Here is a 26284-nt window from a genome sequence, read left to right as displayed (position 1 = left end):
TCTCCATGTTCACCAAGCGTCGTTTGATTATTGTCGCTACTGCCGTGGCCTTGCTGTCCGGCTGCGCCTCGCCTAACCCGTATGACAATCAAGGCCAGGCTGACAGCGGCTCGCAAGGCATGAGCAAAACCGCCAAATACGGCGGCCTCGGCGCTCTGGCCGGTGCGCTCGCCGGTGCTGCCATCGACCACAACAACCGCGGCAAGGGTGCCTTGATCGGCGCCGCAGTGGTGGGTGCTTCCGCTGCCGGTTACGGTTACTACGCCGACCAGCAAGAAAAGAAACTGCGCGCGAGCATGGCCAACACCGGCGTTGAAGTGCAGCGTCAGGGCGACCAGATCAAGCTGATCATGCCAGGCAATATCACGTTCGCCACCGATTCGGCGAACATCGCCTCCAGCTTCTACCAGCCGCTGAACAACCTCGCGGGCTCGTTGAAAGAGTTCAGCCAGAACCAGATCGAAATCGTCGGCTACACCGACAGCACCGGCAGCCGCCAGCACAACATGGACCTGTCGCAGCGTCGTGCGCAGAGCGTGGCGACCTACCTGACCTCGCAAGGTGTCAGCGGTGCCAACCTGTCGGCCCGTGGCGCCGGTCCGGATAACCCGATCGCCAGCAATGGCGATGTGAATGGCCGGGCGCAGAACCGCCGCGTTGAAGTCAACCTGAAAGCGATTCCGGGTCAGCAGTATGGTGGTCAGCAGCAACAGCAGCCGGGTACGGTTCAGCAATATCCGTAACTGAATGCCTGATTGAAGAAATGCCCGATCCTGTGATCGGGCATTTTTTTGTCTGGCCTGTGCCGGCCCCTTCGCGAGCCGGTTCGCTCCCACATTTGAAATGCATTCCCCTGTGGGAGCGAGCCTGCTCGCGAAGGGGCCGCTACCAGGCCCGCAGATTACAGACACAAAAAAGCCCCCGGACACATCACTGTCCGGGGGCTTTTTGTTTGTCAGCGAAGGCTGATTACTTCTTCAGACCATAATGCTCATCGAGCATGCCCGGCGAGTTCGGAGTCTTCGGTGCGTAGTCACGCGGCGGCTCCTGATCGCGCGGTGGCGTCAGGCGTTCACGTGGCGCGACTGCCGCGTCAGCGTGCAGGGCGGCGATCAGGCGCTGGCGTGTCTGCTCGTCCAGGGCCAGACGATTGGCGCCCTCGGCGAGATGATCCTGCACTTCCTGATAGCTCTGGGTCAGCTTCTTGACCAGCATCGCGGTGCTGTTGAAGTGGGTGACCACCTCGTTTTGATAACTGTCGAAACGCTCCTGGATATCATCCAGTTGACGCTGCGTACGGCTCGGCGCGGCGTTCGGCGCAACGCGCGCGATCAGGAATCCAATGGCGACACCCACAACCAGGGCAAGAGTCGGTAACAACCAAACTAAGAGCGAGTGTTCCACGAGTCCTTCCTCTATAAACGGCTTTGCTTTACGTTAACGGCTCGAACCTGCGCTGTATACCGCGATTCACTCGCAATAGATTGGCACAGACAATTTGCTAGACGAGTCGACCCGATCCGAGGTCACGGAGTTCCTTCCTTGCTGATGCGTGAAACCCCTGTAGTGATTGCCGGCCCAGTCGGCCAAATCGAAGCTTTGTACCTCGACAACGAGCAGCCGCGCGGCATCGCGCTGATCTGTCATCCGAACCCGGTGCAGGGCGGCACCATGCTCAACAAGGTCGTTTCGACCCAGCAGCGCACTGCGCGCGACGCCGGCCTGATCACATTGCGCTTCAACTATCGCGGCGTCGGCGCCAGCGAAGGTTCGCACGATATGGGCACTGGTGAAGTCGACGATGCCCAGGCAGCCGCCAAGTGGTTGCGCGAGAAACACCCGGATCTGCCGCTGACCCTGTTCGGTTTCTCCTTCGGCGGATTTGTTGCAGCAAGTCTCGGCGGGCGTCTCGAAGCCCAAGGCGTGCAGCTCAAGCACCTGTTCATGGTCGCCCCGGCAGTCATGCGTCTGGGCGAACAGGATCAACTGCCGCAGCAGGGTGAACTCACGGTGATCCAGCCGGAAACCGACGAAGTCATCGATCCGCAACTCGTTTACGACTGGTCGGAAAAACTCCAGCGCCCCCATGAGCTGCTGAAAGTGGCAGAATGCGGACACTTTTTTCATGGCAAGCTGACCGATCTCAAGGATCTGATCCTGCCGCGTCTCTCGAATTGATTGCAGTCTGACAAGCGATTACCCATGACGAACCGTACCCGTATCCTCACCGGCATCACCACCACCGGCACGCCGCACCTGGGCAACTACGCCGGCGCCATCCGCCCGGCGATCCTTGCCAGCCGCGACAGCAATGCCGATTCGTTCTACTTCCTGGCCGACTACCACGCCCTGATCAAATGCGATGACCCGCTGCGCATCCAGCGCTCGCGTCTGGAAATCGCCGCGACCTGGCTGGCCGGTGGCCTCGATGTTGACCGCGTGACCTTCTACCGCCAGTCCGACATCCCGGAAATCCCTGAGCTGACCTGGCTGCTGACCTGCGTCGCCGCCAAGGGCCTGCTCAACCGTGCGCACGCCTACAAGGCCTCGGTGGACAAGAACGTTGAAACCGGTGAAGACCCGGACGCGGGCATCACCATGGGCCTCTACAGCTACCCGGTGCTGATGGCCGCGGACATCCTGATGTTCAACGCGCACAAAGTGCCGGTCGGTCGTGACCAGATCCAGCACGTGGAAATGGCCCGCGATATCGGCCAGCGTTTCAACCACTTGTTCGGTCAGGGCAAAGAATTCTTCACCATGCCCGAAGCGTTGATCGAAGAAAGCGTGGCGACATTGCCGGGCCTCGACGGTCGCAAGATGTCGAAGAGCTACGACAACACCATTCCGTTGTTCTCCAGCGCCAAAGAGATGAAGGACGCGATCTCGCGGATCGTCACCGACTCCAAAGCGCCGGGCGAAGCCAAGGATCCGGACAACTCGCACCTGTTCACCCTGTTCCAGGCCTTTGCCACACCGGCGCAGGCTGACGAATTCCGTAGCGAATTGTTGGGTGGTCTGGGTTGGGGCGAGGCGAAGAGCCGTCTGTTCCAGTTGCTCGACAACGATCTCGGCGAGGCTCGCGACAAGTATCACCAGTTGATCGAGCGCCCGGCGGATCTGGAAGACATCCTGCAGATCGGCGCCAAGAAGGCCCGTGCGGTGGCAACGCCGTTCCTCAATGAACTGCGCGAAGCCGTTGGCCTGCGCTCTTTCGTCAATCAGGTTCAGGTTGCCGCGACGACCAAGAAGAAAGCCGCGAAAGCCGCGCGTTTCGTCAGCTTCCGTGAAGACGACGGCAGCTTCCGTTTCCGTCTGCTGGCGGCCGATGGCGAGCAACTGCTGTTGTCGCGCAACTTCGCTGACGGCAAAACCGCCGGGCAGGTGACCAAGCAACTGCAATCCGGTCAACCGCTGGACGTGCGCAGCGAAGACCTGAGTTTCAGCGTGTGGCTGGAAGGCGAATGCGTTGGCGACAGCCCGGCATTCGCCGACTCTGCAGCGCGGGACGCGGCCATCGAGGCTTTGCGCATCGCGCTGACCCCGGTTCAGGACTAATCGGCGGCACGGTCCGACCAAGGGCCGATTGCCATTCCCACGGGCCGTCGCTACAGTGACGGCCCGTTTTTGTTGCCTTGCTAACGAATTATGACGCCCCTAGAACGATACCAAGCTGATCTGAAACGCCCGGACTTCTTCCATGACGCCGCGCAGGAAACTGCTGTGCGTCATTTGCAGCGTCTGTACGAGGATCTGATCGCCGCCGATCAGAACAAGCCGGGTCTGCTGAGCAAACTGTTCGGCAAAAAAGATCAGACGCCGGTCAAGGGCCTGTATTTCTGGGGCGGCGTAGGTCGCGGCAAAACTTACCTGGTCGACACCTTCTTCGAAGCGCTGCCGTTCAAGGAAAAGACCCGCACCCACTTCCACCGCTTCATGAAGCGTGTACACGAAGAAATGAAAACCCTCGGCGGCGAGAAAAACCCGCTGACCATCATCGCCAAGCGTTTCGCGACCGAGTCGCGGGTGATTTGCTTCGATGAATTCTTTGTCTCCGACATCACTGACGCGATGATCCTCGGCACGCTGATGGAAGAACTGTTCAAGAACGGCGTGACCCTGGTCGCGACCTCGAACATCGTTCCGGACGGTCTGTACAAGGACGGTCTGCAACGCGCGCGCTTCATGCCGGCCATTGCCCTGATCAAGCAGAACACCGAGATCGTCAACGTCGACAGCGGCGTCGACTATCGTCTGCGTCACCTCGAACAAGCGGAGCTGTTCCACTATCCGCTCGACGAAGCCGCTCACGAAAGCCTGCGCAAGAGCTTCAAGGCACTGACGCCGGAATGCACTGCCGCAGTCGAAAACGATGTGCTGATCATCGAAAATCGCGAAATCCGTGCCCTGCGCACGTGCGACGACGTGGCCTGGTTCGACTTCCGCGAACTGTGCGACGGCCCGCGTAGCCAGAACGACTACATCGAACTGGGCAAGATCTTCCACGCTGTGTTGCTCAGCGGTGTCGAGCAGATGAGCGTCACCACCGACGACATCGCCCGCCGTTTCATCAACATGGTCGACGAGTTCTACGACCGCAACGTCAAGCTGATCATTTCCGCTGAAGTCGAGCTGAAGGATCTGTACACCGGCGGCCGTCTGAACTTCGAGTTCCAGCGCACGCTGAGCCGTTTGCTGGAGATGCAATCGCACGAATTCCTGTCGCGGGCTCACAAGCCTTAAACAGAATCGGCAAAGAAAAAGGGCCTGCAATTGCAGGCCCTTTTTTATGCGCACTGAATATCCCCTGTGGGAGCGAGCCTGCTCGCGAAGACGGTGTGTCAGCCAATGATCTTGTTGAATGTGAAACCGAATTCGCGAGCAGGCTCGCTCCCACATTGAATTGCGCTGTTGCAGGAAAATTATGCAGCCTGCTGAAACTGCTGCCGATACTGATTCGGCGACAGCTCCGTATGCTGGCGGAACAACCGCGCAAAGAAGCTCGCATCGTCGTAACCGACCTCATAACTGATGGTCTTGATGCTTTTGCGGCTGCCGGACAACAAGCCTTTCGCCGTCTCGATACGCAGGCGTTGCAAGTAATGCAGTGGCTTGTCACCGGTGGCCGTCTGGAAGCGCCGCATGAAGTTGCGGATGCTCATGCCATGCTCGCGAGCGACGTCTTCGAAGCGGAACTTGTCGGCGAAATGCTCTTCGAGCCAGTGCTGGATCTGCAGAATGATCACGTCCTGATGCAGTTTCTGCCCACCGAACCCGATGCGTCCCGGCGAATAGCTGCGCTGCACTTCGTAAAGGATGTCGCGGGCCACGGCTTGCGCGACGTTGGCTCCGCAGAAGCGTTCGATCAAGTAGATGTAAAGGTCGCAGGCTGACGTGGTGCCGCCGGCGCAATACAAGTTGTCGGCATCGGTCAGGTGCTTGTCCTGATTCAGATAGACCTTCGGAAAACGCTCGGCAAAGGCATTGAAGAAACGCCAATAGGTGGTCGCCTCCTTGCCGTTGAGCAGGCCGGCCTCGGCCAGCCAGAACACCCCGGTGGCTTCGCCGCACAACACGGCGCCGCGTGAGTGCTGTTCGCGCAGCCACGGCAGGACTTGTGGATAACGGCCGCACAGTGTGTCGAAATCGTCCCAGAACGCCGGGAGGATAATGACATCGGCGTTTTCCAGGCCGCCGTCGACCGGCATCACGACGTCACTGAAGCTGTTCACCGGTTTGCCGTCGGGGCTGACCAGGCGTGTTTCGAACGCCGGAGTCAGGCCGTGGCCCAGTTGTTTGCCATAACGCAGGCTGGCCAGATGGAAGAAATCCTTGGCTTGCATGAGAGTGGAAGCGAAAACCCGGTCGATTGCCAGGATGCTGACGCGCCGCAAGGGCGTGGAGACTTGCTTGGACATAATTCAACTTTTGTTTTGTTTTTATAAGGGAAAGTGGTCACCAGACGGCTGGATCGTCTTATTTTTTGTCGGATGTGTCCAGTGTCCTGTGTCGGAGGGGAGGCTTAGTCTCTGAAGGTCATCTCCCTCCAACAAGAAAGAAAGGTGCCGCATGATCCCCAGAACCTTGTTCAGCTCCGAGCACGAATTGTTTCGCGACAGCGTACGAACCTTCCTCGAAAAAGAGGCCGTGCCGTTTCATGCGCAATGGGAGAAACAAGGCTATATCGACCGCAAACTCTGGAACAAGGCAGGCGAGGCGGGAATGCTCTGCTCGCACCTGCCGGAAGAGTACGGCGGGCTGGGGGCAGATTTTCTCTACAGCGCCGTGGTGATCGAAGAGGTCGGTAGATTGGGTTTGACCGGGATCGGCTTTTCGCTGCACTCGGACATTGTCGCGCCGTACATCCTGCATTACGGCAGCGAAGCGCTGAAGCACAAATACCTGCCGAAACTGGTTTCGGGCGAGATGGTCACGGCCATCGCCATGACCGAGCCGGGTGCCGGTTCCGACCTGCAAGGCGTGAAGACCACCGCCGTGCTGGACGGTGACGAATATGTGATCAACGGCTCGAAAACCTTCATTACCAACGGTTTTCTCGCGGACTTGGTGATCGTGGTCGCCAAGACCGATCCAAAGGCCGGCGCCAAGGGCACCAGCCTGTTTCTGGTGGAAGCGAATACGCCGGGCTTCGACAAGGGCAAGCGCCTGGAGAAGGTCGGCATGAAGGCGCAGGACACCTCCGAGTTGTTCTTCCAGGATGTGCGCGTGCCCAAGGAAAACCTGCTCGGGCAGGCTGGGGCAGGGTTTGCTTATCTGATGCAGGAGTTGCCGCAGGAGCGTCTGACCGTGGCGATCGGTGGCCTCGCCTCAGCCGAAGCAGCGTTGCAGTGGACGCTCGATTACACCCGTGATCGCAAAGCGTTCGGCAAGGCGATTGCCGACTTCCAGAACACGCGCTTCAAGCTGGCCGAGATGGCCACGGAAATCCAGATCGGCCGAGTGTTCGTCGACAAGTGTCTGGAGTTGCACCTGCAAGGCAAGCTGGATGTGCCGACAGCGGCGATGGCCAAGTATTGGGGCACCGACCTGCAATGCAAGGTGCTCGACGAATGCGTGCAATTGCATGGCGGCTACGGCTTCATGTGGGAATACCCGGTGGCCCGGGCGTGGGCGGATGCGCGGGTGCAGCGGATTTACGCCGGTACCAATGAAATCATGAAGGAGATCATTGCGCGGTCGCTTTGATGATCGTTCCCACGCTCTGCGTGGGAATGCCGCCGGGGACGCTCCGCGTTCCGCTTTGGTGGTGATCTGATCGGCCTCTTCGCGAGCAGGCTCGCTCCCACAGGGGATCACCGTACCTGTGGGAGCGAGCCTGCTCGCGAAGCTTTTAGCGTTCAATCAAGGCGCTGGGTTCGGGTGATCCTTGTGAATCGCCTCGATCCCTTCCAGCACTTCATCCGAGAGCTTCAGATCGAAGCTGGCAATGTTGCTGTCCAGTTGTTCAAGCGTGGTCGCACCAATGATATTGCTGGTGACAAACGGCTGCTGCGTCACGAACGCCAACGCCATTTGCGCTGGATCCAGACCGTGTTCACGGGCCAGCGCCACATAGCGGCTGCATGCTGCTTCCGACTGCGCATTGAAATAGCGGCTGAAGCGACTGTAGAGACTCAGACGACCTTTCGGCGGACGAGCGCCACCTTCGTATTTACCCGACAGGAAACCAAACGCCAGCGGCGAATAGGCCAGCAGGCCGCATTGTTCGCGGATGGCGATTTCCGCCAGACCCACTTCAAAACTGCGGTTAAGCAGGTTGTACGGGTTCTGGATCGACACCGCGCGCGGCCAGCCACGGGCTTCGGCCAAGGCGAGAAAACGCATGGTGCCCCACGGCGTTTCGTTGGACAGACCGATGTGGCGGATCTTGCCGGCCTTCACCTGTTCGTCGAGCGCTTCGAGGGTATCTTCCAGTGGGGTCAGGTTCGCTTCGATCTTGTGCTTGTAGCCCAGCTGTCCGAAAAAGTTGGTGCTGCGTTCCGGCCAGTGCAATTGGTATAGATCGATGTAGTCGGTCCGCAGGCGCTCGAGGCTGGCATCCACCGCTGCGGTGATGTGCTGGCGGTTGTGGCGCAGGTTTTTGTCGCGGATGTAGTCGATGGTGTTGCCGGGGCCGGCGATCTTGCTGGCGAGGATCCAGTCGGCGCGGTCGCCGCGACTTTTGAAGTAATTGCCGATATAGCGCTCGGTGGTAGCGTAGGTTTCGGCTTTCGGCGGCACCGGGTACATCTCGGCGGTGTCGATGAAATTGATCCCGGCTTCCTTGGCCCGTTCGATCTGGGCGAAGGCTTCAGCTTCAGTGTTTTGCTCGCCCCAGGTCATGGTGCCGAGGCAGATTGCACTCACGTTCAGGTCGGTACGGCCTAGCTGGCGATAGTCCATCGGGTGCTCCTTGGGCAAAACAATCATAAAAGCAGGTTGAAATATTTTTCGCAATCTGCATAATTGCCGACCTCTTTCTGCAGTGGAAGTGATGCGCCGCCGCCGAAGAATCTTGCCGTTGAACGGACGCGCCGACCCGAGCCCCCGAAAGCGTCTGTATCCGGCTGCCTTTGACTTGTCAAAGTACGCACTATTCAGTAAGATCCGCCGTCTAATTTACAGGGCGGCCCCTGAGGCTATAAAGAATGAAAACTTTTACTGCTAAACCGGAAACAGTAAAGCGCGACTGGTTTGTCGTCGACGCTGCTGGTCAGACCCTGGGTCGTCTGGCCACCGAAATCGCGAGCCGTCTGCGTGGCAAGCACAAGCCTGAGTACACTCCTCACGTTGACACCGGCGACTACATCGTCGTAATCAACGCTGAGCAGATTCGTGTTACCGGTGCTAAAACCACTGACAAAATGTACTACTCCCACTCCGGTTTCCCGGGCGGCATCAAGTCGATCAACTTTGAAAAGCTGATCGCTAAAGCCCCTGAGCGCGTGATCGAGACCGCGGTTAAAGGCATGCTGCCTAAAAACCCACTGGGTCGCGACATGTACCGTAAGCTGAAAGTCTATGCGGGCGCTGCACACCCACATACTGCTCAGCAGCCCCAAGAACTGAAGTTTTAACGGAATAGTACATTATGTCGGCGACTCAAAATTACGGCACTGGCCGTCGCAAGACCGCAACCGCACGCGTTTTCCTGCGTCCGGGTACTGGTAACATCTCCATCAACAACCGTTCGCTGGAAAACTTCTTCGGCCGTGAAACTGCCCGCATGGTAGTTCGCCAGCCGCTGGAGCTGACTGAGACTGTCGAGAAGTTCGACATCTACGTCACCGTGATCGGTGGTGGTGTAAGTGGTCAAGCTGGCGCAATCCGCCACGGCATCACTCGCGCTCTGATGGACTACGACGAAACCCTGCGTGGCGCTCTGCGCAAAGCTGGCTTCGTTACTCGCGACGCCCGTGAAGTTGAACGTAAGAAAGTTGGTCTGCGTAAAGCGCGTAAGCGTCCGCAGTACTCGAAGCGTTAATTCCGCTTCCGCGTTCAAAAAGAACGCCCGCCTCCTCACGGAAGCGGGCGTTTTTTTATGCCTGTGATTTATCAAAGAATTGCGCTGCGACAACTTGCCACTTCCGTAGACCCCCTATACTGCAAGGCTTGAGGGTAAGAGCTCCGGGTAATTCCCTTGTCAGAATTGGGGCTTTTCATTACCATTCGGCAAAATTTTTATAAGTAACATTGATTTATTTAGTAGATGCCTGATTTAACAGGCCACAAAAGCTGATGGGAGAGGACTGAATGAGCAATGACGGCGTGAATGCAGGCCGGCGTCGCTTCTTGGTAGCAGCCACATCCGTGGTGGGTGCTGCAGGAGCGGTGGGGGCTGCGGTCCCGTTCGTGGGGTCATGGTTTCCCAGTGCCAAGGCGAAAGCCGCCGGTGCACCGGTGAAAGTGAATGTCAGCAAAATCGAGCCAGGACAGCAGATGATTGCTGAGTGGCGCGGCCAGCCGGTGTTCATTGTCCGCCGTACCGAGGAAATCCTGGGGAATCTCAAAAAGATCGAGGGCCAGCTCTCCGATCCAACCTCCAAAAACTCCACGCAACCTACCTATGTCGACCCTGAAGTGCGTTCGATCAAGCCGGAAATTCTGCTGCTGATCGGGATCTGCACACACCTGGGTTGCTCACCAACTTTCCGTCCCGAAGTGGCACCTGCGGATCTGGGCAAAGACTGGGTCGGTGGCTATTTCTGCCCTTGCCACGGCTCCCATTACGATCTGGCTGGCCGCGTCTACAAGTCGCAACCTGCGCCTTTGAACCTGCCAGTTCCGCCGCATTCCTATGAGACCGATGACCTGATCATCATTGGTACTGATCCGGAGAAAGCGTGATGAGCAAGTTCATGGATTGGGTTGATGCGCGCTTTCCTGCGACAAAAATGTGGGAAGACCATCTCAGCAAGTATTACGCTCCAAAAAACTTCAACTTCTTCTATTTCTTCGGCTCTTTGGCGCTGCTGGTTCTGGTCAATCAGATCGTCACCGGTGTCTGGCTGACGATGAGTTACACGCCGTCGGCGGAAGAAGCCTTCGCTTCCGTTGAGTACATCATGCGCGACGTCGAGTACGGCTCGATCCTGCGTCTGCTGCACTCGACTGGCGCTTCGGCGTTCTTCATCGTGGTTTATCTGCACATGTTCCGTGGCTTGCTCTACGGTTCGTACCAGAAACCGCGCGAGCTGGTCTGGGTCTTCGGCATGCTGATTTATCTGGCGCTGATGGCCGAAGCGTTCATGGGTTATCTGCTGCCGTGGGGTCAGATGTCTTACTGGGGGGCCCAGGTGATCATCTCGCTGTTCGGTGCGATTCCGGTCATCGGCAACGACCTGACCCAGTGGATTCGTGGTGACTACCTGATCTCCGGGATCACCCTGAACCGCTTCTTCGCCTTGCACGTTGTCGCGCTGCCGATCGTGATTCTCGGTCTGGTGGTGCTGCACATTCTGGCGCTGCACGAAGTCGGTTCGAACAACCCTGACGGCGTCGACATCAAGAAGCACAAAGACGAAAACGGCATCCCGCTGGACGGCATTGCCTTCCACCCGTACTACACCGTGAAAGACATTGTCGGCGTTGTAGTGTTCCTGTTTATCTTCTGCTTCATTGTGTTCTTCTTCCCGGAAATGGGCGGCTACTTCCTCGAAAAACCAAACTTCGAGCAAGCCAACCCGTTTAAGACGCCAGAGCATATTGCGCCGGTTTGGTACTTCACACCGTTCTACGCCATCTTGCGTGCGATCCCGGACAAGCTCATGGGCGTTATCGCCATGGGGGCGGCGATTGCGGTGTTGTTCGTGCTGCCGTGGCTTGATCGCAGTCCGGTGAAATCGATGCGCTATAAAGGCTGGATGAGCAAAATCTGGCTGGTGGTGTTCTGCATTTCGTTCGTGATTCTGGGTATTCTCGGTGTGCTTGCGCCGACCCCGGGGCGAACCCTGTTGTCGCAGGTCTGCACCTTCCTGTACTTCGCCTACTTCATTCTGATGCCGTTCTACACCCGGCTCGAGAAGACCAAACCGGTTCCGGAAAGGGTGACTGGCTGATGAAAAAGTTATTTTTTGCTCTGATTTTTGCTGCGTTGCCTGTCTTGTCGTTCGCTGCTGAACACGGTGGTCCGGAGCTGGAAAAAGTCGACATCGATGTCTCCGACAAAGCTGCCCTGCAGGACGGTGCGCGCACCTTTGCCAACTATTGCATGGGCTGCCACAGTGCCAAGTTCCAGCGTTATGAGCGCGTCGCCGATGACCTCGGTGTGCCGCACGAACTGATGCTGGAGAAGCTGGTGTTCACCGGTGCCAAGATCGGTGATCACATGACCATCGGCATGCAGCCGGCGGACGCCAAGACCTGGTTCGGCGCGGCACCACCGGATCTGACCCTGGTTGCTCGCGTGCGTGGCACCGACTGGCTCTACGGTTACCTCAAGTCGTTCTACGAAGATCCGGCACGCCCATGGGGTGTGAACAACAAGGTCTTCCCGAACGTCGGCATGCCTAACGTGCTGGTCGGCCTGCAAGGTCGTCAGGTCGTGGGTTGCAAACAGGTGCAGATCGTCGAAGACGGCAAGAAGCAATATGATCCGCTGACCGGTACGCCTCTGACTCATGAGGCGTGTGATCAACTGACCATCGTGCCGAAATCCGGTGCTCTGAACGAAGAGCAGTTCGATGAGAAGGTCAAGAATCTGGTAACCTTCCTGGCTTACTCGGCTAACCCGGTTAAGCTGCAACATCAGCGCATCGGTACTTACGTCTTGCTGTACCTGGCGTTCTTCTTTGTGTTCGCCTACCTGCTCAAGCGTGAATACTGGAAAGACGTGCACTGATACGCTTCAAGCATTGCTGTTAATCGCGCGCGCCCAAGGGCGCCTCCGGTAACGCAGGATCTGGCTCGCCAGGTGTTGTGGGAGGCGCCCTCTGGGCGCGCGCGTTTTTCCGGTTCCGATAATTTCAACAAGCGAGGAGGATCGCCATGGGCGTGACCAATCGGTTGGCCTGTTACTCCGACCCCGCCGACCACTATTCCCACCGAGTGCGCATTGTGCTTGCAGAGAAGGGTGTCAGCGCCGAGATCATTTATGTGGAAGCTGGTCGCCAGCCGCCTAAACTGATTGAGGTAAACCCTTACGGCAGTCTGCCGACGCTGGTCGATCGTGACCTGGCGTTGTGGGAGTCGACCGTGGTGATGGAATATCTGGATGAGCGTTACCCGCACCCGCCGTTGATGCCGGTTTACCCGGTGGCGCGTGCCAACAGCCGTTTGCTGATTCACCGCATTCAGCGCGACTGGTGTGGTCTGGTGGATCTGATTCTGGATCCCAAGTCCAAGGAGGCTGCGCGTGTCGTGGCGCGCAAGGAATTGCGTGAAAGCCTGACGGGCGTGTCGCCGCTGTTTGCCGACAAGCCGTTTTTCCTCAGTGAGGAACAAAGTCTGGTGGATTGCTGCCTATTGCCAATACTCTGGCGTTTGCCGATTCTGGGTATTGAACTGCCGCGGCCAGCCAAGCCGCTGCTTGATTATATGGAGCGCTCGTTTGCGCGTGAGGCTTTCCAGGCGAGTCTGTCTGGTGTCGAACGCGATATGCGCTAAGGCTTAAGGAGCCGCTATGAACTCCAGTCGACCTTATCTGGTCCGCGCGCTCTATGAGTGGATTGTTGATAACGATTGCACCCCGCACATGCTGGTCAATTCCGAGTACCCGGCAGTGCAAGTGCCGCAGGGTTTCGCCAGTGACGGGCAGATTGTCCTGAACATTTCTCCGAGTGCCGTGCGTCATCTGCACATGGACAACGACGTGGTGACCTTCGAAGGTCGCTTCGGTGGTGTCCCGCACAGCTTGTACGTACCGATCAGCGCGATCCTGGGGATCTACGCCCGGGAGAACGGTCAAGGCATGGTGTTCGATCTCGAGTCGCCGATGGATGACGAAGAACAGATCGAGTCGGATGACGACTTGCCGCCACCGGACAGCGAGCCGCCGCGCCCTAGCGGCCGGCCTAGTTTGAAAGTGGTGAAGTAATAAAAAAGGCGATCCGGATGGATCGCCTTTTTTGTGTGCGCGTTTCGGCTGTCAGTCGATGTATTCGAACAGCTTGACGATTTTCTGCACGCCGGAAACACCCTGCACCAGATTGGTTGCCTGGGTGGCTTCCTGTTTGGTCAGCAAGCCCAGCAGGTAGACGATACCGTTCTCGGTCACGACCTTGATGCGCGAGCCAGGGATGCTAGCGTCGGTGAGCATCTGCGTCTTGATCTTGGACGTCAGCCAGGTGTCGTTCTGGCGCGCCAGGAAGCCGGACGGCGGTATGACTTGCAGTTCGTTATGAACGGTTTTTACCCGTTGGACCGCCGCTGCTGCCTGTTCGGCTTTGGCTTTCAGGTCTGCGCGAGGTGTCTGGCCGGCCAGCAGTACGACACCGTTGAAGCTGGTGACGACGATGTGCGAATCGTTGTCCAGGGCCGGGTCGGCTTTGGCTACGTTCACGCCCACTTTGGTTTCAATCAACGAGTCGTCGATCTTGCTGCCGAAGGTGCGGGTGCCACGATCGTCGTCGATCGGTGCTTCACGGCTGGCGTTTACCACCGAGGTGCAGCCGCTGATGCCGAGGCACAGGGTCAAGGCCAGAAGGCCAAGGCGATTAGGGGTCATTCTTCACTCCCGAACAGTTGGCTGTCGATCAGATCGCAAAGGCAATGGATCGCCAGCAAGTGGACTTCTTGAATACGTGCGGTGACGTTGGCCGGTACGCGAATCTCGACGTCCTCGGGCAGCAGTAGCGACGCCATGCCGCCGCCATCGCGACCGGTCATAGCTACGACAATCATTTCGCGATCATGTGCGGCCTGGATCGCTTGAATAATGTTCGCCGAGTTGCCGCTGGTCGAAATCGCCAGCAAGACATCGCCTGGCTGACCGAGTGCGCGGATCTGTTTGGAGAACACTTCGTTGTAGCTGTAGTCGTTGGCGATCGAAGTGATCGTCGAGGTGTCGGTGGTCAGGGCGATCGCCGGCAGGCTCGGGCGCTCGCGCTCGAAGCGGTTGAGCAGCTCGGAAGAGAAGTGCTGGGCATCACCGGCCGAGCCGCCATTGCCGCACGAAAGCATTTTGCCTTCGTTGAGCAGGGCGTTGACCATGATCTGGCTGGCTTGCTCGATGTGCGGTGCAAGTACGTCCATCGCCTGTTGCTTGGTGTCGATACTGGCCTGGAAAAGCTGGCGAATTCGGGATTGCATGTCCATCTGTGTGACCTTAAGTAGCGCGGCTGTCCGGCACATGAATGTGCAGCCCGCAAAGCAAAGAGCAAAATTTGTCGGTGGAATTGTCCGGGTCGCAACGCCGACGATCAACTGTCGAAAGCATTCTGCAACCAGTTCAGCTGATCCGGATGGCTGTCGATGGCCACCACGTCGAAGCGGCAGGGGGAATTGGCCCAACGCGACTCGCGCTGAAGAAAATACTGCGCAGCGAAAATCAGTTTCTGCTGCTTGCGCTCATCGATGCTAGCGAGCGCGCCACCCCATTGAGTGTTTTTTCTGTAGCGAACTTCAACGAATACTACTGTATCGCCATCAAGCATGACCAGATCAAGCTCGCCGCGTTTACAAAACCAGTTCTGCGCCAGCAGGCGCAGACCTTGTTGTTGCAGATGCTCGAGCGCCTGGCGCTCGGCATCCTTGCCGCTTTGCGAGCGTGACCTGTCGGGCATCAGCGCGGGGTGTCCGGCAGGCGCTGCACCTGACCGCTGACGAACTGCGCCCAAGGCAACTGACGCACAACGCGTTGGGTCTGGGTCATGCCGAGGCTGCCCGACTCACCGTCGATACGGCTGTCCGGCAGTGCTTTGAGCTGGCCCAGGCGCGGTGCCAGACGATAGGCGTCCACGCCCATGGCGTACAGACGGCCGAGGCTGCCGGCGGCTTGCGGCCACTGCGCAACCACTTGCTGGCGCAGTGGGTCGCTGCTGTCTAGCAGCCACGGGGTTTCGCAGAAGCGAATGCCGTTCATGTCGTTGTACTGGTTGATGTCGCCGCTGGCGCTGTAAACGTGCGAGGTCGCGTAAACCGGAACGTCACCGGCATACTGGAAGTTCAGGGTCGGCTTGATCTGCTGTGCCTGTTGCGGCGTGGCAGCAAGGAAGATGAATTCGATGTCCTGACGGCGCGAAGGCTGCGCGGCTACGTTGGTGCCGGCGGCGTTCTGCAGGCTCTTGGCGCGGGCTTCGCTCTGACGCAGCTGGAACATGTCGGCAATCTGCTGAGCCAGTTGCACCGGCTGATCAACGCGTTCGGTCGCTACGATGCTGCCGCCGTTAGCCTGCCAGTCCTGGCTGAACGCGCGCAGTACGCGGTCGCCCCATTCGCCTTTCGGCACCATGATGGCGGCGCGGTGCAGGCCATCGGCACGGGCACGACGCGAGACTTCGCGAGCTTCGTCTTCAGCAGCCAGACCGAACTGGAACAGTTGCGCCGGGCCTTGATCGCCTTCGCTGTAATTCAGCGCGAGGGTGGTGATCGGCAGTTGCGGACGGGTGCTCAGCTGTTTGACCAGTGGTTTTTCCAGCGGCCCGACGACCAGTTGCACGCCGTCAGCCTGAGCCTTGCGGTAGAACTCGTCCATCGAAGTCAGTTTCGAGCTGTCGTAGAACTCGATCGCTGGCGGCTTTTGCCCGGCCTGTTGAGCCTGGTAGTGCGCAGCCATGAAGCCTTCACGCAGTGCCTTGCCGACAGCGGCCAATTGGCCGTCCTGCGGCAGCAACAGGGCGATTTTGCTCAGTGGCTGGCTGGCCAGTTCCTTGAGTTTGGTCAGCGGCAGCGGCAGGTTGATTGCGGCCGGGTGCTTTGGATTCTGCGCGCGCCAGGTGTCGATCGCGGCTTGTTGCTGTTCCAGAGTGCCAGCGGATTTTACCGCCATGGCCAGGCCCATCCAGCCGCCGAGATCGTCGGTGCTGTTCGGTTGCAGTTGGTCGGTTGGCAGCGAGCCGATCAGGGTCCAGATCGCTTCGTGGTTCTTGCTCGCGGCTTCGCCTTGCAGCATCGGCGCGATAAACACGCGCTCGCGGGCGGCAGCCAAAGTCTGGCCATCGGCTTCAAGGGCGCGGGCGTGTACGGTGCCGGTGCGCACTTGCTGCTCTTCAGGCATCTCGCCCAAATGTTGCAGGCTTGGATGGCTCAGGGCAGTCAGCGCGGCTTTCGGCTGATTGCGGGTCATGGCCAGCTCGGCATTCAAGGTGCTGGCGAAAATCTGCTGGCCGGGCTTGAGTTGCTCCATCGGCACTTGTTGCAGGATTTGCGCGGACTGTCCGGCGTTGCCCTGACGATAAGCCAGGTCCGCAGCGCTGAGGCGCAGCAGGGCGGCTTTTTCCGGGGTTTTCGCCTGGCTAGCCTGTTCGAGCAATTGCTCGATGCTGGCATCCGGGGTCCGTGGAAGTTCGCCAAGGCTGGAGGAAGGGGAGCTGGCGCAAGCCGCCAACAGGGCAGCGAGGCAGAGGGCAGTGAACAGCCGCAGGCAAGCGATCATGTAAGTGTTCCTGATACTCGATCAAATTAGCGTCGAATTGTACCCAAGCACTGGCCGGGGCGCGATGTTACTGGCGTGAATCGGACAATTTAGCTGGAGTAAATGTTGCGGCGGCGCACAACTGCGTGCAAAACCGGGCTCGGCTTGAGCGCATCGCAAGCCTCGTGACGCGCTACAATGGCCGCTTTTACCGATCACGAGGTGTGCGCTTTGACTGCTCCAGGTTCCCTGAATTCCGCTGCTGGCTCGCTTTATGTGGTGGCGACGCCCATCGGCAACCTGGACGATATCAGCGCCCGGGCATTGAAGATTCTTCGTGAAGTGGCATTGATCGCTGCCGAAGACACCCGCCACTCGGCGCGGCTGATGCAGCACTTCGGGATTGGCACGCCGCTGGCTGCCTGTCACGAACACAATGAACGAGATGAAGGTAGCCGCTTTATTACCCGTCTGCTGGCGGGCGATAACGTCGCGCTGATTTCCGATGCCGGTACGCCACTGATTTCCGATCCGGGTTATCACCTCGTGCGTCAGGCCCGTGCGGCCGGAATCAATGTAGTCCCGGTGCCCGGCGCCTGTGCGCTTATCGCGGCGTTGTCGGCGGCCGGTCTGCCGTCTGATCGTTTTATTTTCGAAGGTTTCTTGCCGGCCAAATCGGTCGGACGCAAGGCGCGACTGGAAGCGGTTAAAGAAGAGCCGCGCACGCTGATTTTCTATGAAGCACCGCACCGCATTCTTGAATGCCTGCAGGATATGGAAGAAGTGTTTGGTGGTGAGCGTCAGGCATTGCTGGCCCGTGAAATCACCAAGACTTTCGAGACGCTTAAGGGTTTGCCGCTGTCCGAACTACGCGCGTTCGTCGAATCCGACAGTAATCAGCAGCGCGGCGAATGTGTCGTGTTGGTGGCAGGCTGGACGGCGCCGGAGTCCGAAGACGCCGTCAGCAGCGAGGCGATGCGCATCCTTGATCTGTTGCTCGAAGAGATGCCGCTCAAGCGTGCCGCCGCGTTGGCAGCCCAGATCACCGGTGAGCGTAAAAACGTCCTGTATCAGGTTGCGCTGGATAAACAGAAAGGCGTGTAAGCCGTCGCCCATAACGGTCTTGAGGCTTTTAGCGCTTGTTCTTCAGGCGCTCTGCCGTTAACCTTCGCGGCGGAGAGTCGATCGGACAGTCGCTGCCCTCTATGAAAATTAGGGGGGGGAGGAAAGTCCGGGCTCCATAGGGCGAAGTGCCAGGTAATGCCTGGGAGGCGTGAGCCTACGGAAAGTGCCACAGAAAATAACCGCCTAAGCGCTTCGGCGCCGGTAAGGGTGAAAAGGTGCGGTAAGAGCGCACCGCACGTCTGGCAACAGTTCGTGGCTAGGTAAACCCCACTTGGAGCAAGACCAAATAGGGTCCCAAGGCGTGGCCCGCGCTGGGACCGGGTAGGTTGCTAAAGATGTCCAGTGATGGCCATCGTAGACGAATGACTGTTCAAGACAGAACCCGGCTTACAGATCGACTCTCCACCTTTTTCTTTCCCTGCTTGAATCATTGGCAACAGGGCTGTGTAATATCAGCAGGCCTGCTCTGAAAGTTCGGCAGCGGCAAATACCAGTAATAGCCATTTCCCACCTCGCTTCAATCAACAGCAGAAGCGCTTTTGTAATACCGAAAAAATCTTACTCTTAACAAATTACTTTAACTTTCGAGCGCAGCTGTCAGTGCTGCATCAAGTTATGGGTCGAAACTCTCCGCCAGATTGTCGTTACACCTCCTTTTAAGCTCCTAAATCTCCGTTCTGTAAGGGTTTTCCTTTAATCCGCGCCTTGACGGTGTGGTGGGCGCATTCCTATAGTGTGCGCAAGTGGCGGAAAGTGGCATGAAGTGGGTTTTTTGAGCTCAAAACGATAAAAATTGGAGAAACGCAGACGTGTTTCGCGGAGCTAACGCTATCAGTCTCGACGCAAAGGGCCGTCTCGCCATGCCGAGCCGGTACCGTGACGAGCTCGATTCGCGCAGTTCTGGCCAATTGATCGTGACCATTGATGCCGTTGATCCGTGTCTGTGTGTCTATCCGCTCGATGAGTGGGAAATTATTGAAACCAAGTTGCGCGCGCTTCCTTCGCTTCGCGAAGAGAACCGTCGCTTGCAACGTTTGCTGATTGGTAATGCCGTCGACCTCGAGCTCGATGGCAGTGGTCGTTTTCTGGTTCCACCGCGTCTGCGCGAATACGCCAAGCTCGATAAGCGCGCAATGCTGGTGGGCCAACTGAACAAGTTCCAATTGTGGGACGAGGATGCATGGAACGCGGTATCTGCCGCTGACCTTGCTGCTATTCAACAACCGGGCGCGATGCCTGATGAACTGCGTGATTTGATCCTGTGACTATTGATAGCGGCTTTAACCACATCACCGTACTGCTTGACGAAGCCGTCGAGGCTCTCGCCGTACGTCCTGATGGCTGCTATCTGGACGGTACGTTCGGGCGCGGCGGACACAGCCGGCTGATCCTCAGCCAGCTCGGCACGGACGGTCGGCTCATCGGATTCGACAAAGATCCACAAGCGATTGCCACCGGGCAAACGCTAGCGGCCGAAGACGGCCGCTTTGTCGTTGTGCAGCGCAGCTTTGCCGAGCTCGGTTCGGTGGTTGCCGAGCAAGGTCTGAGCGGCAAGGTCAGCGGCATTCTGCTCGACCTCGGCGTGTCTTCGCCGCAGCTCGACGACGCTGAACGCGGCTTCAGTTTCCTCAACGATGGCCCGCTGGACATGCGCATGGATCCGTCCCGTGGCATCAGCGCTGCCGAATTCGTCAACACCGCGCCGGCTGAGGAAATCGCCCGGGTGTTCAAGGAATACGGCGAAGAACGTTTCTCCGGTCGTATGGCTCGCGCCGTGGCCGAGCGTCGCGATATCAAACCGTTCGAGCGCACCGCCGATCTGGCCGAAGTATTGAAAGTCGCCAACCCGGCATGGGAAAAGGGCAAGAACCCGGCCACCCGTGCATTCCAGGGTTTGCGCATTCACGTCAACAACGAACTGGGCGATCTGGAAGCCGGCCTCGAAGCCGCGCTGGACGCACTGGAAATCGGCGGCCGTCTGGTCGTGATCAGCTTCCACTCGCTGGAAGACCGTATCGTCAAGCTGTTCATGCGCAAGCTGGTGAAAGGCGAAGCCGACAACCTGCCGCGCAACCTGCCCGTGCGCCACGTGGCGTTCGAACCGAAAATCAAAATCCATGGCAAAGCGCAGACGGCCTCCGACGCCGAACTCAAAGCCAACCCACGTTCCCGTAGCGCCGTCATGCGCGTCGCGGAGAAGTTGCGGTGAGCAAGCTTTTCGCCAAGCCACTGCCCGGCGGCAGCTTTCTGATGCTGCTGCTGTTTGTCGGCGTGCTCGTCTCGGCCATCGCCGTGTCGTACAGCGCGCACTGGAACCGGCAGTTGCTCAACACCCTTTATAACGAACTCAGCGTGCGCGACAAGGCGCAGGCCGAGTGGGGTCGTCTGATTCTCGAACAGAGCACCTGGACCGCGCACAGCCGTATCGAAGTGCTGGCCACCGAACAACTGAAAATGCATATCCCTGGCGCGGCTGACGTGAAGATGGTGGCGCCATGATGAAACTCGAAGGTGCACTGTTCCCATGGCGCTTCCGCCTGATGGTGGCGCTGCTCGGCATCATGGTCGCGGCGATCTGCTGGCGCATCATCGACTTGCAAGTGGTTGACCGTGACTTCCTCAAAGGTCAGGGCGACGCGCGCAGCCTGCGTCACATTCCGATTCCCGCTCACCGTGGTCTGATCACCGACCGTAACGGCGAGCCGTTGGCCGTGAGTACCCCGGTGACCACGCTGTGGGCCAACGCCAAGGAAATGCAAACGGCTAAAGAGAAGTGGCCGGCACTCGCCGCCGCGCTGGGTCAGGATCCGAAAGCCCTGACCGAACGCCTCGAAGCCCAGGCCAACAAAGAATTCATTTATCTGGTGCGCGGGCTGACCCCCGAGCAAGGCCAGGCTGTGCTCGACCTGAAAGTGCCGGGCGTTTATGGCATCGAAGAATTCCGCCGGTTCTATCCGGCCGGTGAAGTCACCGCACACATGGTCGGGTTTACCGACATCGACGACCACGGTCGCGAAGGTGTCGAACTGGCTTATGACGAATGGCTCGCCGGGGTGCCGGGCAAACGACAGGTCATCAAGGATCGGCGCGGACGGCTGATCAAGGATGTCCAGGTCACCAAAAACGCCAAGGCCGGCAAGCCCTTGGCGTTGTCCATTGACCTGCGCCTGCAATATCTGGCCAACCGCGAGCTGCGTAACGCGATCATCGAGAACGGCGCCAAGGCCGGCAGCCTGGTGATCATGGACGTCAAGACCGGCGAGATTCTGGCCATGGTCAACCAGCCGACCTACAACCCGAACAACCGCCGCAACCTGCAACCGGCGATGATGCGTAACCGCGCGATGATCGACGTGTTCGAACCGGGTTCGACCATGAAAGCCATCTCGATGGCTGCCGCAATCGAAACCGGCCGCTGGAAACCGAGCGACACCGTCGAGGTGTATCCGGGCTCCCTGCAGATCGGCAAGTACACGATCAAGGACGTCTCCAAGAGCGAAGGTCCGGTGCTCGACCTGACCGGCATCCTGATCAATTCCAGTAACGTCGGCATGAGTAAGGTCGCGTTCGATATCGGCGGCGAAACGATTTTCCGCCTCGCGCAGAAAGTCGGCCTCGGCCAGGACACCGGCCTCGGCTTCCCGGGCGAACGTGTCGGCAACCTGCCGAACTACCGCGATTGGCGCAAGGCTGAAACCGCAACGCTTTCTTACGGCTACGGTATTTCCGTGACCGCGATTCAACTCGTCCACGCGTTCTCGGCGCTGGCCAACAACGGTCGTCTCGCACCGCTGACCCTGATCAAAACCGACAAGCCGCCGCAGACCACGCAAGTGCTGCCGGAAGCTGTGGCGAAAACCCTGCAAGGCATGCTCACCCAGGTGATCGAAGCGCCGCGCGGCGTGTTCCGTGCGCAGGTGCCGGCGTATCACGTGGCGGGCAAGTCGGGTACCGCGCGTAAGACTTCGGTGGGCACCAAGGGCTACGCGGAAAACTCTTACCGCTCGCTGTTCGCCGGTTTTGGCCCGATGAGCGATCCGCGATACGCGATTGTTGTGGTGATCGATGAGCCGTCCAAGGCCGGTTACTTCGGTGGTCTGGTTTCCGCGCCGGTGTTCAGCCGTGTGATGTCCGGCACCCTGCGTCTGATGAACGTAACGCCGGACAACCTGCCGACGACGCAACAAGCCAACGCTACCCCGGTCGTTCCGCTGAAAGCCAATGGAGGGCGCGGCTGATGTCATTAAGTCTGAACAAGATATTCCCCCACGCCGGCCACGATCTGTTGATCCGTGAATTGGCGCTGGACAGCCGCAACGTACGCGCGGGCGACCTGTTCCTCGCCGTGCCTGGCGGAAAATTCGATGGCCGTGCGCACATTGCCGATGCCCTGCAACGTGGCGCGGCTGCGGTTGCTTATGAAGTCGAAGGCGCCACCGTGCTGCCGATCACTGACGTGCCGCTGATTCCGGTCAAAGGCCTGGCAGCGCAGTTGTCGGACATCGCCGGGCGTTTTTACGGCGAGCCAAGTCATCACCTGAATCTGATCGGCGTGACCGGCACCAACGGCAAGACCAGCGTGACCCAATTGGTTGCGCAGGCGCTCGATCTGCTCGGCCAGCATTGCGGCATCGTCGGTACTCTCGGTTCCGGCTTCTATGGCGCATTGGAAAGTGGTCTGCACACCACGCCGAACCCGATCGCCGTGCAAGCGACGTTGGGCGACCTGAAAAAGGCCGGGGCCAAAGCCGTAGCCATGGAAGTCTCGTCCCACGGTCTGGATCAGGGCCGCGTCACTGCCTTGGCATTCGATGTCGCGGTGATGACCAACCTGTCCCGCGATCATCTGGATTATCACGGCAGCATGGAGGCGTACGCCGAGGCCAAGGCCAAGCTGTTCGCCTGGAATGATCTGAAGTGCCGCGTGGTCAACCTCGACGACGATTTCGGCCGGCAACTGGCCGCTGAAAAACGTGAATCGCGCCTGATCACCTACAGCCTGCTCGACAGCAGTGCGTACCTGTTCTGCCGCGAAGCGCAGTTTGACGACCACGGTGTGCGCGCCACATTGGTGACGCCGCAGGGCGAGCATCATCTGCGCAGCACACTGCTCGGTCGCTTCAACCTGAGCAACGTTCTGGCGGCAGTCGGCGCGCTGCTCGGTCTGGATTACGCGCTCGACGAAATTCTCAAAGTACTGCCGAAACTCGAAGGCCCGGCCGGTCGCATGCAGCGTCTGGGTGGTGGTACGCAGCCGTTGGTGGTGGTCGATTACGCCCACACCCCGGACGCGCTGGAAAAAGTACTGACCGCGTTGCGCCCGCACGTCAAAGGTCAGCTGCTGTGCCTGTTCGGCTGCGGCGGTGATCGTGATCGTGGCAAACGTCCATTGATGGCCGAAGTGGTCGAGCGTCTGGCCGATCAAGTGCTGGTCACCGACGACAACCCGCGTACTGAAGACCCCGCAGTGATTTTCGATGACATCCGCGCCGGTTTCACGGCTGTGGATAAAGTCACCTTCGTCGCCGGCCGTGGTCAGGCGATTGCGCAACTGGTCGCTGGCGCGTCCGCCGAAGACGTGATTGTCCTGGCCGGTAAAGGTCACGAGGACTATCAGGAAATCAACGGCGTGCGTCATGCCTTCTCTGATCTGGTCGAGGCCGATCACGCCCTGACCGCTTGGGAGGTGGCCCATGCTTAAGGCCCTCAAACTCAGCGAACTGACCAACGCGCTCGACGCCCGTTTGATCGCTGGTGATGCCAGCTTCGACGGCGTCAGCATCGACAGTCGCGCGATCCAGCCAGGCCAACTGTTTATTGCGTTGACCGGGCCGCGCTTCGACGGTCATGACTATTTGAACGATGTCGCTGGCAAAGGCGCCGTTGCCGCGCTGGTCGAGCGTGAAGTCGCCGACAGCACGCTGCCGCAACTGCTGGTCAAAGACACCCGTCAGGCCCTCGGCCAGTTGGGCGCGTTGAACCGTGCCGCGTTCACTCAGCCAGTCGCTGCCATCACTGGCTCCAGCGGCAAGACCACGGTCAAGGAAATGCTCGCGAGCATTCTGCGCACGCGCGGTCCGGTGCTGGCGACCCGTGGCAATCTGAACAACGACCTCGGCGCACCGCTGACCCTGCTCGAACTGGCCCCGGAACACACTTCGGCGGTGATCGAACTGGGCGCCTCGCGTCTGGGTGAAATCGCTTATACCGTCGGCCTGACCAAGCCGCACGTGGCGATCCTGAATAACGCCGGCACCGCGCATGTCGGTGAGTTTGGCGGGCCGGAAAAAATCGTCGAAGCCAAAGGCGAAATCATCGACGGGCTGGCGGCCGACGGCGTCGCCGTGCTCAACCTCGATGACAAGGCCTTCGGTATCTGGAAGACCCGTGCGGGCGCTCGCAAGGTATTTAGCTTCTCTCAGCTAAATGCCGCTGCAGATTTCTATGCAAGCTTTATCGTCCCTGACGCACGTGGGTGCCCTGCGTTCGAACTGCACACCCCGCAAGGTGTTGAGCGGGTTCAGTTGAACTTGCTTGGCGGTCACAACGTTACTAACGCCGTTGCCGCCGCCGCTGCCGCTCACGCCTTGGGCGTGTCGCTGTTCGGCATCGCCACCGGGCTTGGCGCCGTGCAACCGGTCAAGGGTCGCACCGTCGCGCAACTGGCGAAAAACGGTATGCGCGTGATCGATGACACTTACAACGCAAACCCCACCTCGATGTGCGCGGCCGTTGATATACTCGCCGGCTTTTCCGGCCGCACCGTCCTGGTGCTCGGAGATATCGGCGAGTTGGGCGATTGGGCGGAGCAGGGGCACCGCGACGTGGGCGAGTACGCCCGGGGCAAGGTTTCCGCGCTTTATGCCGTTGGGCCAAACATGGTTCACGCCGTAAACGCTTTCGGTGAACAGGCGCATCACTTCGGCAGCCAAGCCGAACTGATTCAGGCCCTCGACGCCGAGCAGGACACAAACACCACCATTTTGATCAAGGGTTCGCGCAGTGCAGCGATGGAAAACATCGTTGCGGCTCTGTGCGGGTCCAGTCTGGAGAAACATTAATGCTGCTGCTGCTAGCGGAGTATCTGCAACAGTTCTACAAAGGCTTCGCGGTCTTTCAGTACCTGACCCTGCGCGGGATTCTCGGTGTGCTGACCGCGCTGGTTTTGTCGCTGTGCTATGGCCCGTGGATGATCCGCACTTTGCAGAACCGTCAGATCGGCCAGTCCGTTCGTAACGATGGCCCGCAATCGCACCTGTCCAAGTCGGGCACCCCGACCATGGGCGGCGCACTGATTCTGTCTTCGATCGGCGTCAGCACTTTGCTTTGGGCTGACCTGAGCAACCGCTACGTCTGGACTGTTTTGCTGGTGACCCTGCTGTTCGGCGCCATCGGTTGGGTTGACGATTACCGCAAAGTCATCGAGAAGAACTCGCGTGGCCTGCCGAGCCGCTGGAAGTATTTCTGGCAGTCGGTGTTCGGCCTCGGCGCGGCGATCTTCCTTTATATGACGGCTTCCACGCCGGTGGAAACCACGCTGATCCTGCCGATGCTCAAGGACTACAGCATTCCGCTGGGCCTGGGCTTCATCGTGCTGACTTACTTTGTGATCGTCGGTTCGAGCAATGCGGTCAACCTGACTGACGGCCTCGACGGTCTGGCGATCATGCCGACCGTGATGGTTGGCGGCGGCCTCGGCATTTTCTGCTACCTGTCGGGTAACGTGAAATTCGCTGAGTACCTGCTGATTCCCTACGTGCCGGGCGCGGGTGAGCTGATCGTGTTCTGCGGCGCGCTGATCGGTGCCGGCCTCGGTTTCCTGTGGTTCAACACCTATCCGGCGCAAGTGTTCATGGGTGACGTCGGTGCGCTGGCACTCGGTGCGGCACTGGGCACCATCGCCGTGATCGTCCGTCAGGAAATCGTCCTGTTCATCATGGGCGGCGTGTTCGTGATGGAAACCCTGTCAGTCGTCATTCAGGTTGCGTCCTTTAAGCTGACCGGTCGCCGTGTGTTCCGCATGGCACCGATCCACCACCATTTTGAACTCAAGGGCTGGCCCGAGCCGCGCGTGATTGTCCGCTTCTGGATCATCACCGTGATTCTCGTGCTGATCGGCCTTGCCACCCTGAAGCTGAGGTAGAACGA

At 59.1% G+C, this 26284-nt stretch carries 27 protein-coding genes and 1 other RNA gene; 21 read left to right on the top strand and 7 right to left on the bottom strand.

The genetic code is table 11. The features are described from left to right. The first annotated feature begins 5 nt into the window (after nt 1-5). On the top strand, nt 6-743 hold the full coding sequence (locus CCX46_RS25280) for an OmpA family protein (RefSeq protein ID WP_127929722.1): 738 nt from the start codon (nt 6-8) through the stop codon (nt 741-743). A 226-nt stretch (nt 744-969) separates the two neighbouring features. On the opposite strand, the gene CCX46_RS25275 is transcribed toward CCX46_RS25280, so the two are convergent. Then, entirely contained in the window at nt 970-1404 is a 435-nt protein-coding gene (locus tag CCX46_RS25275) for a YhcB family protein (protein WP_007917055.1), read from the bottom strand. Nucleotides 1405-1548: 144 nt separating this feature from the next. On the opposite strand from CCX46_RS25275, the gene CCX46_RS25270 reads away from it, so the two are divergent. The 3 genes from CCX46_RS25270 (at nt 1549) to zapE (ending at nt 4743) form a co-directional block, all read left to right on the top strand. Continuing rightward, a complete protein-coding gene (locus CCX46_RS25270) occupies nt 1549-2178 on the top strand; it encodes an alpha/beta hydrolase (protein ID WP_127930451.1) in 630 nt (209 codons plus the stop codon). A gap of 24 nt (nt 2179-2202) precedes the next feature. Further along, nucleotides 2203-3558, top strand: a complete 1356-nt coding sequence (locus tag CCX46_RS25265; protein ID WP_127929721.1) for a tryptophan--tRNA ligase — start codon at nt 2203-2205, stop codon at nt 3556-3558. A 90-nt stretch (nt 3559-3648) separates the two neighbouring features. Further along, nucleotides 3649-4743 carry a cell division protein ZapE gene (gene zapE, locus CCX46_RS25260; protein ID WP_127929720.1) on the top strand — a complete coding sequence of 365 codons (1095 nt, stop codon included), beginning with the start codon at nt 3649-3651 and terminating at the stop codon, nt 4741-4743. Between the two features lie 179 nt (nt 4744-4922). On the opposite strand, the gene CCX46_RS25255 is transcribed toward zapE, so the two are convergent. Then, entirely contained in the window at nt 4923-5819 is an 897-nt protein-coding gene (locus CCX46_RS25255) for a GlxA family transcriptional regulator (RefSeq protein ID WP_174245138.1), read from the bottom strand. A 250-nt stretch (nt 5820-6069) separates the two neighbouring features. Between CCX46_RS25255 and CCX46_RS25250 the strand changes: the two genes are divergently transcribed. Next, on the top strand, nt 6070-7206 hold the full coding sequence (locus CCX46_RS25250) for an acyl-CoA dehydrogenase family protein (RefSeq protein ID WP_007917034.1): 1137 nt from the start codon (nt 6070-6072) through the stop codon (nt 7204-7206). Nucleotides 7207-7362: 156 nt separating this feature from the next. Here the strand turns inward: CCX46_RS25250 and CCX46_RS25245 are convergent, their stop codons facing one another. Further along, complete coding sequence (locus tag CCX46_RS25245; protein ID WP_127929718.1) at nt 7363-8403, bottom strand: NADP(H)-dependent aldo-keto reductase; 1041 nt, start codon at nt 8401-8403, stop codon at nt 7363-7365. 245 nt (nt 8404-8648) lie between these two features. Here CCX46_RS25245 and rplM point away from each other — a divergent pair, with 245 nt between their 5' ends. The 7 genes from rplM to CCX46_RS25210 all read left to right on the top strand — a co-directional run bounded on the left by rplM (nt 8649) and on the right by CCX46_RS25210 (nt 13534). Then, nucleotides 8649-9077 (top strand): 50S ribosomal protein L13, encoded by a 429-nt coding sequence (gene rplM / locus CCX46_RS25240; protein ID WP_007917032.1) that lies wholly within the window; start codon nt 8649-8651, stop codon nt 9075-9077. Between the two features lie 14 nt (nt 9078-9091). After that, on the top strand, nt 9092-9484 hold the full coding sequence (gene rpsI, locus CCX46_RS25235) for a 30S ribosomal protein S9 (RefSeq protein ID WP_008080273.1): 393 nt from the start codon (nt 9092-9094) through the stop codon (nt 9482-9484). Between the two features lie 269 nt (nt 9485-9753). Further along, the gene (gene petA / locus CCX46_RS25230) at nt 9754-10347 is read left to right on the top strand and encodes a ubiquinol-cytochrome c reductase iron-sulfur subunit (protein ID WP_127929717.1); all 594 of its coding nucleotides are present in this window, start codon (nt 9754-9756) and stop codon (nt 10345-10347) included. Then, on the top strand, nt 10347-11558 hold the full coding sequence (locus CCX46_RS25225) for a cytochrome b (protein WP_038361054.1): 1212 nt from the start codon (nt 10347-10349) through the stop codon (nt 11556-11558). Before petA ends, CCX46_RS25225 begins: the two co-directional genes overlap by 1 nt. Continuing rightward, a complete protein-coding gene (locus tag CCX46_RS25220) occupies nt 11558-12340 on the top strand; it encodes a cytochrome c1 (protein ID WP_008080280.1) in 783 nt (260 codons plus the stop codon). The genes CCX46_RS25225 and CCX46_RS25220 overlap by 1 nt, the downstream gene beginning before the upstream one ends. A 146-nt stretch (nt 12341-12486) precedes the next feature. Beyond that, nucleotides 12487-13104 (top strand): glutathione S-transferase N-terminal domain-containing protein, encoded by a 618-nt coding sequence (locus tag CCX46_RS25215; RefSeq protein WP_007917025.1) that lies wholly within the window; start codon nt 12487-12489, stop codon nt 13102-13104. Between the two features lie 16 nt (nt 13105-13120). Further along, the gene (locus tag CCX46_RS25210) at nt 13121-13534 is read left to right on the top strand and encodes a ClpXP protease specificity-enhancing factor (protein WP_127929716.1); all 414 of its coding nucleotides are present in this window, start codon (nt 13121-13123) and stop codon (nt 13532-13534) included. Nucleotides 13535-13585: 51 nt separating this feature from the next. Here the strand turns inward: CCX46_RS25210 and CCX46_RS25205 are convergent, their stop codons facing one another. From CCX46_RS25205 to CCX46_RS25190, 4 genes are all read right to left on the bottom strand, one after another. Then, nucleotides 13586-14164, bottom strand: coding sequence for a BON domain-containing protein (locus CCX46_RS25205; protein WP_007917023.1), 579 nt, complete (start codon nt 14162-14164; stop codon nt 13586-13588). Further along, on the bottom strand, nt 14161-14754 hold the full coding sequence (locus CCX46_RS25200; protein ID WP_007917022.1) for a phosphoheptose isomerase: 594 nt from the start codon (nt 14752-14754) through the stop codon (nt 14161-14163). The genes CCX46_RS25205 and CCX46_RS25200 overlap by 4 nt, the downstream gene beginning before the upstream one ends. A gap of 104 nt (nt 14755-14858) precedes the next feature. Then, the gene (locus CCX46_RS25195; RefSeq protein ID WP_127929715.1) at nt 14859-15221 is read right to left on the bottom strand and encodes a YraN family protein; all 363 of its coding nucleotides are present in this window, start codon (nt 15219-15221) and stop codon (nt 14859-14861) included. Then, on the bottom strand, nt 15221-17032 hold the full coding sequence (locus CCX46_RS25190; RefSeq protein WP_127929714.1) for a penicillin-binding protein activator: 1812 nt from the start codon (nt 17030-17032) through the stop codon (nt 15221-15223). The genes CCX46_RS25195 and CCX46_RS25190 overlap by 1 nt, the downstream gene beginning before the upstream one ends. Nucleotides 17033-17209: 177 nt before the next feature. Between CCX46_RS25190 and rsmI the strand changes: the two genes are divergently transcribed. The 9 genes from rsmI to mraY all read left to right on the top strand — a co-directional run bounded on the left by rsmI (nt 17210) and on the right by mraY (nt 26279). Beyond that, nucleotides 17210-18115, top strand: a complete 906-nt coding sequence (gene rsmI / locus CCX46_RS25185) for a 16S rRNA (cytidine(1402)-2'-O)-methyltransferase (protein WP_127929713.1) — start codon at nt 17210-17212, stop codon at nt 18113-18115. Nucleotides 18116-18188: 73 nt separating this feature from the next. After that, an RNA gene (gene rnpB / locus CCX46_RS25180) (RNase P RNA component class A) lies at nt 18189-18542 on the top strand. 403 nt (nt 18543-18945) lie between these two features. Next, nucleotides 18946-19401: a division/cell wall cluster transcriptional repressor MraZ gene (gene mraZ, locus CCX46_RS25175; protein ID WP_007917012.1), complete on the top strand. Its 456-nt coding sequence runs from the start codon at nt 18946-18948 to the stop codon at nt 19399-19401. Beyond that, the gene (gene rsmH / locus CCX46_RS25170; protein WP_166675004.1) at nt 19398-20345 is read left to right on the top strand and encodes a 16S rRNA (cytosine(1402)-N(4))-methyltransferase RsmH; all 948 of its coding nucleotides are present in this window, start codon (nt 19398-19400) and stop codon (nt 20343-20345) included. The genes mraZ and rsmH overlap by 4 nt, the downstream gene beginning before the upstream one ends. Continuing rightward, nucleotides 20342-20635: a cell division protein FtsL gene (gene ftsL, locus CCX46_RS25165; protein WP_095123194.1), complete on the top strand. Its 294-nt coding sequence runs from the start codon at nt 20342-20344 to the stop codon at nt 20633-20635. Before rsmH ends, ftsL begins: the two co-directional genes overlap by 4 nt. Further along, nucleotides 20635-22374, top strand: coding sequence for a peptidoglycan D,D-transpeptidase FtsI family protein (locus tag CCX46_RS25160; RefSeq protein ID WP_174245137.1), 1740 nt, complete (start codon nt 20635-20637; stop codon nt 22372-22374). Before ftsL ends, CCX46_RS25160 begins: the two co-directional genes overlap by 1 nt. Then, nucleotides 22374-23837, top strand: a complete 1464-nt coding sequence (locus tag CCX46_RS25155; RefSeq protein ID WP_127929712.1) for a UDP-N-acetylmuramoyl-L-alanyl-D-glutamate--2,6-diaminopimelate ligase — start codon at nt 22374-22376, stop codon at nt 23835-23837. Before CCX46_RS25160 ends, CCX46_RS25155 begins: the two co-directional genes overlap by 1 nt. Then, nucleotides 23830-25197, top strand: a complete 1368-nt coding sequence (locus tag CCX46_RS25150; RefSeq protein ID WP_127929711.1) for a UDP-N-acetylmuramoyl-tripeptide--D-alanyl-D-alanine ligase — start codon at nt 23830-23832, stop codon at nt 25195-25197. The genes CCX46_RS25155 and CCX46_RS25150 overlap by 8 nt, the downstream gene beginning before the upstream one ends. After that, the gene (gene mraY, locus CCX46_RS25145) at nt 25197-26279 is read left to right on the top strand and encodes a phospho-N-acetylmuramoyl-pentapeptide-transferase (RefSeq protein ID WP_007917000.1); all 1083 of its coding nucleotides are present in this window, start codon (nt 25197-25199) and stop codon (nt 26277-26279) included. Before CCX46_RS25150 ends, mraY begins: the two co-directional genes overlap by 1 nt. Nucleotides 26280-26284 lie beyond the last annotated feature (5 nt).

The sequence above is a fragment of the Pseudomonas sp. RU47 genome (assembly GCF_004011755.1).
Taxonomy (GTDB): domain Bacteria; phylum Pseudomonadota; class Gammaproteobacteria; order Pseudomonadales; family Pseudomonadaceae; genus Aquipseudomonas.
Note: the sequence above shows the minus strand (reverse complement) of the source record. Positions and strands in the feature narration are given on the sequence as shown.

Bases quoted from the DNA above. Each gene is read 5' to 3' on its own strand.
- CCX46_RS25280 (WP_127929722.1), top strand. From the start codon at position 6: ATGTTCACCAAGCGTCGTTTGATTATTGTCGCTACTGCCGTGGCCTTG.
- CCX46_RS25270 (WP_127930451.1), top strand. From the start codon at position 1,549: ATGCGTGAAACCCCTGTAGTGATTGCCGGCCCAGTCGGCCAAATCGAA.
- CCX46_RS25265 (WP_127929721.1), top strand. From the start codon at position 2,203: ATGACGAACCGTACCCGTATCCTCACCGGCATCACCACCACCGGCACG.
- zapE (WP_127929720.1), top strand. From the start codon at position 3,649: ATGACGCCCCTAGAACGATACCAAGCTGATCTGAAACGCCCGGACTTC.
- CCX46_RS25250 (WP_007917034.1), top strand. From the start codon at position 6,070: ATGATCCCCAGAACCTTGTTCAGCTCCGAGCACGAATTGTTTCGCGAC.
- CCX46_RS25245 (WP_127929718.1), bottom strand. From the start codon at position 8,403: ATGGACTATCGCCAGCTAGGCCGTACCGACCTGAACGTGAGTGCAATC.
- rplM (WP_007917032.1), top strand. From the start codon at position 8,649: ATGAAAACTTTTACTGCTAAACCGGAAACAGTAAAGCGCGACTGGTTT.
- rpsI (WP_008080273.1), top strand. From the start codon at position 9,092: ATGTCGGCGACTCAAAATTACGGCACTGGCCGTCGCAAGACCGCAACC.
- petA (WP_127929717.1), top strand. From the start codon at position 9,754: ATGAGCAATGACGGCGTGAATGCAGGCCGGCGTCGCTTCTTGGTAGCA.
- CCX46_RS25225 (WP_038361054.1), top strand. From the start codon at position 10,347: ATGAGCAAGTTCATGGATTGGGTTGATGCGCGCTTTCCTGCGACAAAA.
- CCX46_RS25220 (WP_008080280.1), top strand. From the start codon at position 11,558: ATGAAAAAGTTATTTTTTGCTCTGATTTTTGCTGCGTTGCCTGTCTTG.
- CCX46_RS25215 (WP_007917025.1), top strand. From the start codon at position 12,487: ATGGGCGTGACCAATCGGTTGGCCTGTTACTCCGACCCCGCCGACCAC.
- CCX46_RS25210 (WP_127929716.1), top strand. From the start codon at position 13,121: ATGAACTCCAGTCGACCTTATCTGGTCCGCGCGCTCTATGAGTGGATT.
- CCX46_RS25205 (WP_007917023.1), bottom strand. From the start codon at position 14,164: ATGACCCCTAATCGCCTTGGCCTTCTGGCCTTGACCCTGTGCCTCGGC.
- CCX46_RS25200 (WP_007917022.1), bottom strand. From the start codon at position 14,754: ATGGACATGCAATCCCGAATTCGCCAGCTTTTCCAGGCCAGTATCGAC.
- CCX46_RS25195 (WP_127929715.1), bottom strand. From the start codon at position 15,221: ATGCCCGACAGGTCACGCTCGCAAAGCGGCAAGGATGCCGAGCGCCAG.
- CCX46_RS25190 (WP_127929714.1), bottom strand. From the start codon at position 17,032: ATGATCGCTTGCCTGCGGCTGTTCACTGCCCTCTGCCTCGCTGCCCTG.
- rsmI (WP_127929713.1), top strand. From the start codon at position 17,210: ATGGCCGCTTTTACCGATCACGAGGTGTGCGCTTTGACTGCTCCAGGT.
- CCX46_RS25160 (WP_174245137.1), top strand. From the start codon at position 20,635: ATGAAACTCGAAGGTGCACTGTTCCCATGGCGCTTCCGCCTGATGGTG.
- CCX46_RS25155 (WP_127929712.1), top strand. From the start codon at position 22,374: ATGTCATTAAGTCTGAACAAGATATTCCCCCACGCCGGCCACGATCTG.
- CCX46_RS25150 (WP_127929711.1), top strand. From the start codon at position 23,830: ATGCTTAAGGCCCTCAAACTCAGCGAACTGACCAACGCGCTCGACGCC.
- mraY (WP_007917000.1), top strand. From the start codon at position 25,197: ATGCTGCTGCTGCTAGCGGAGTATCTGCAACAGTTCTACAAAGGCTTC.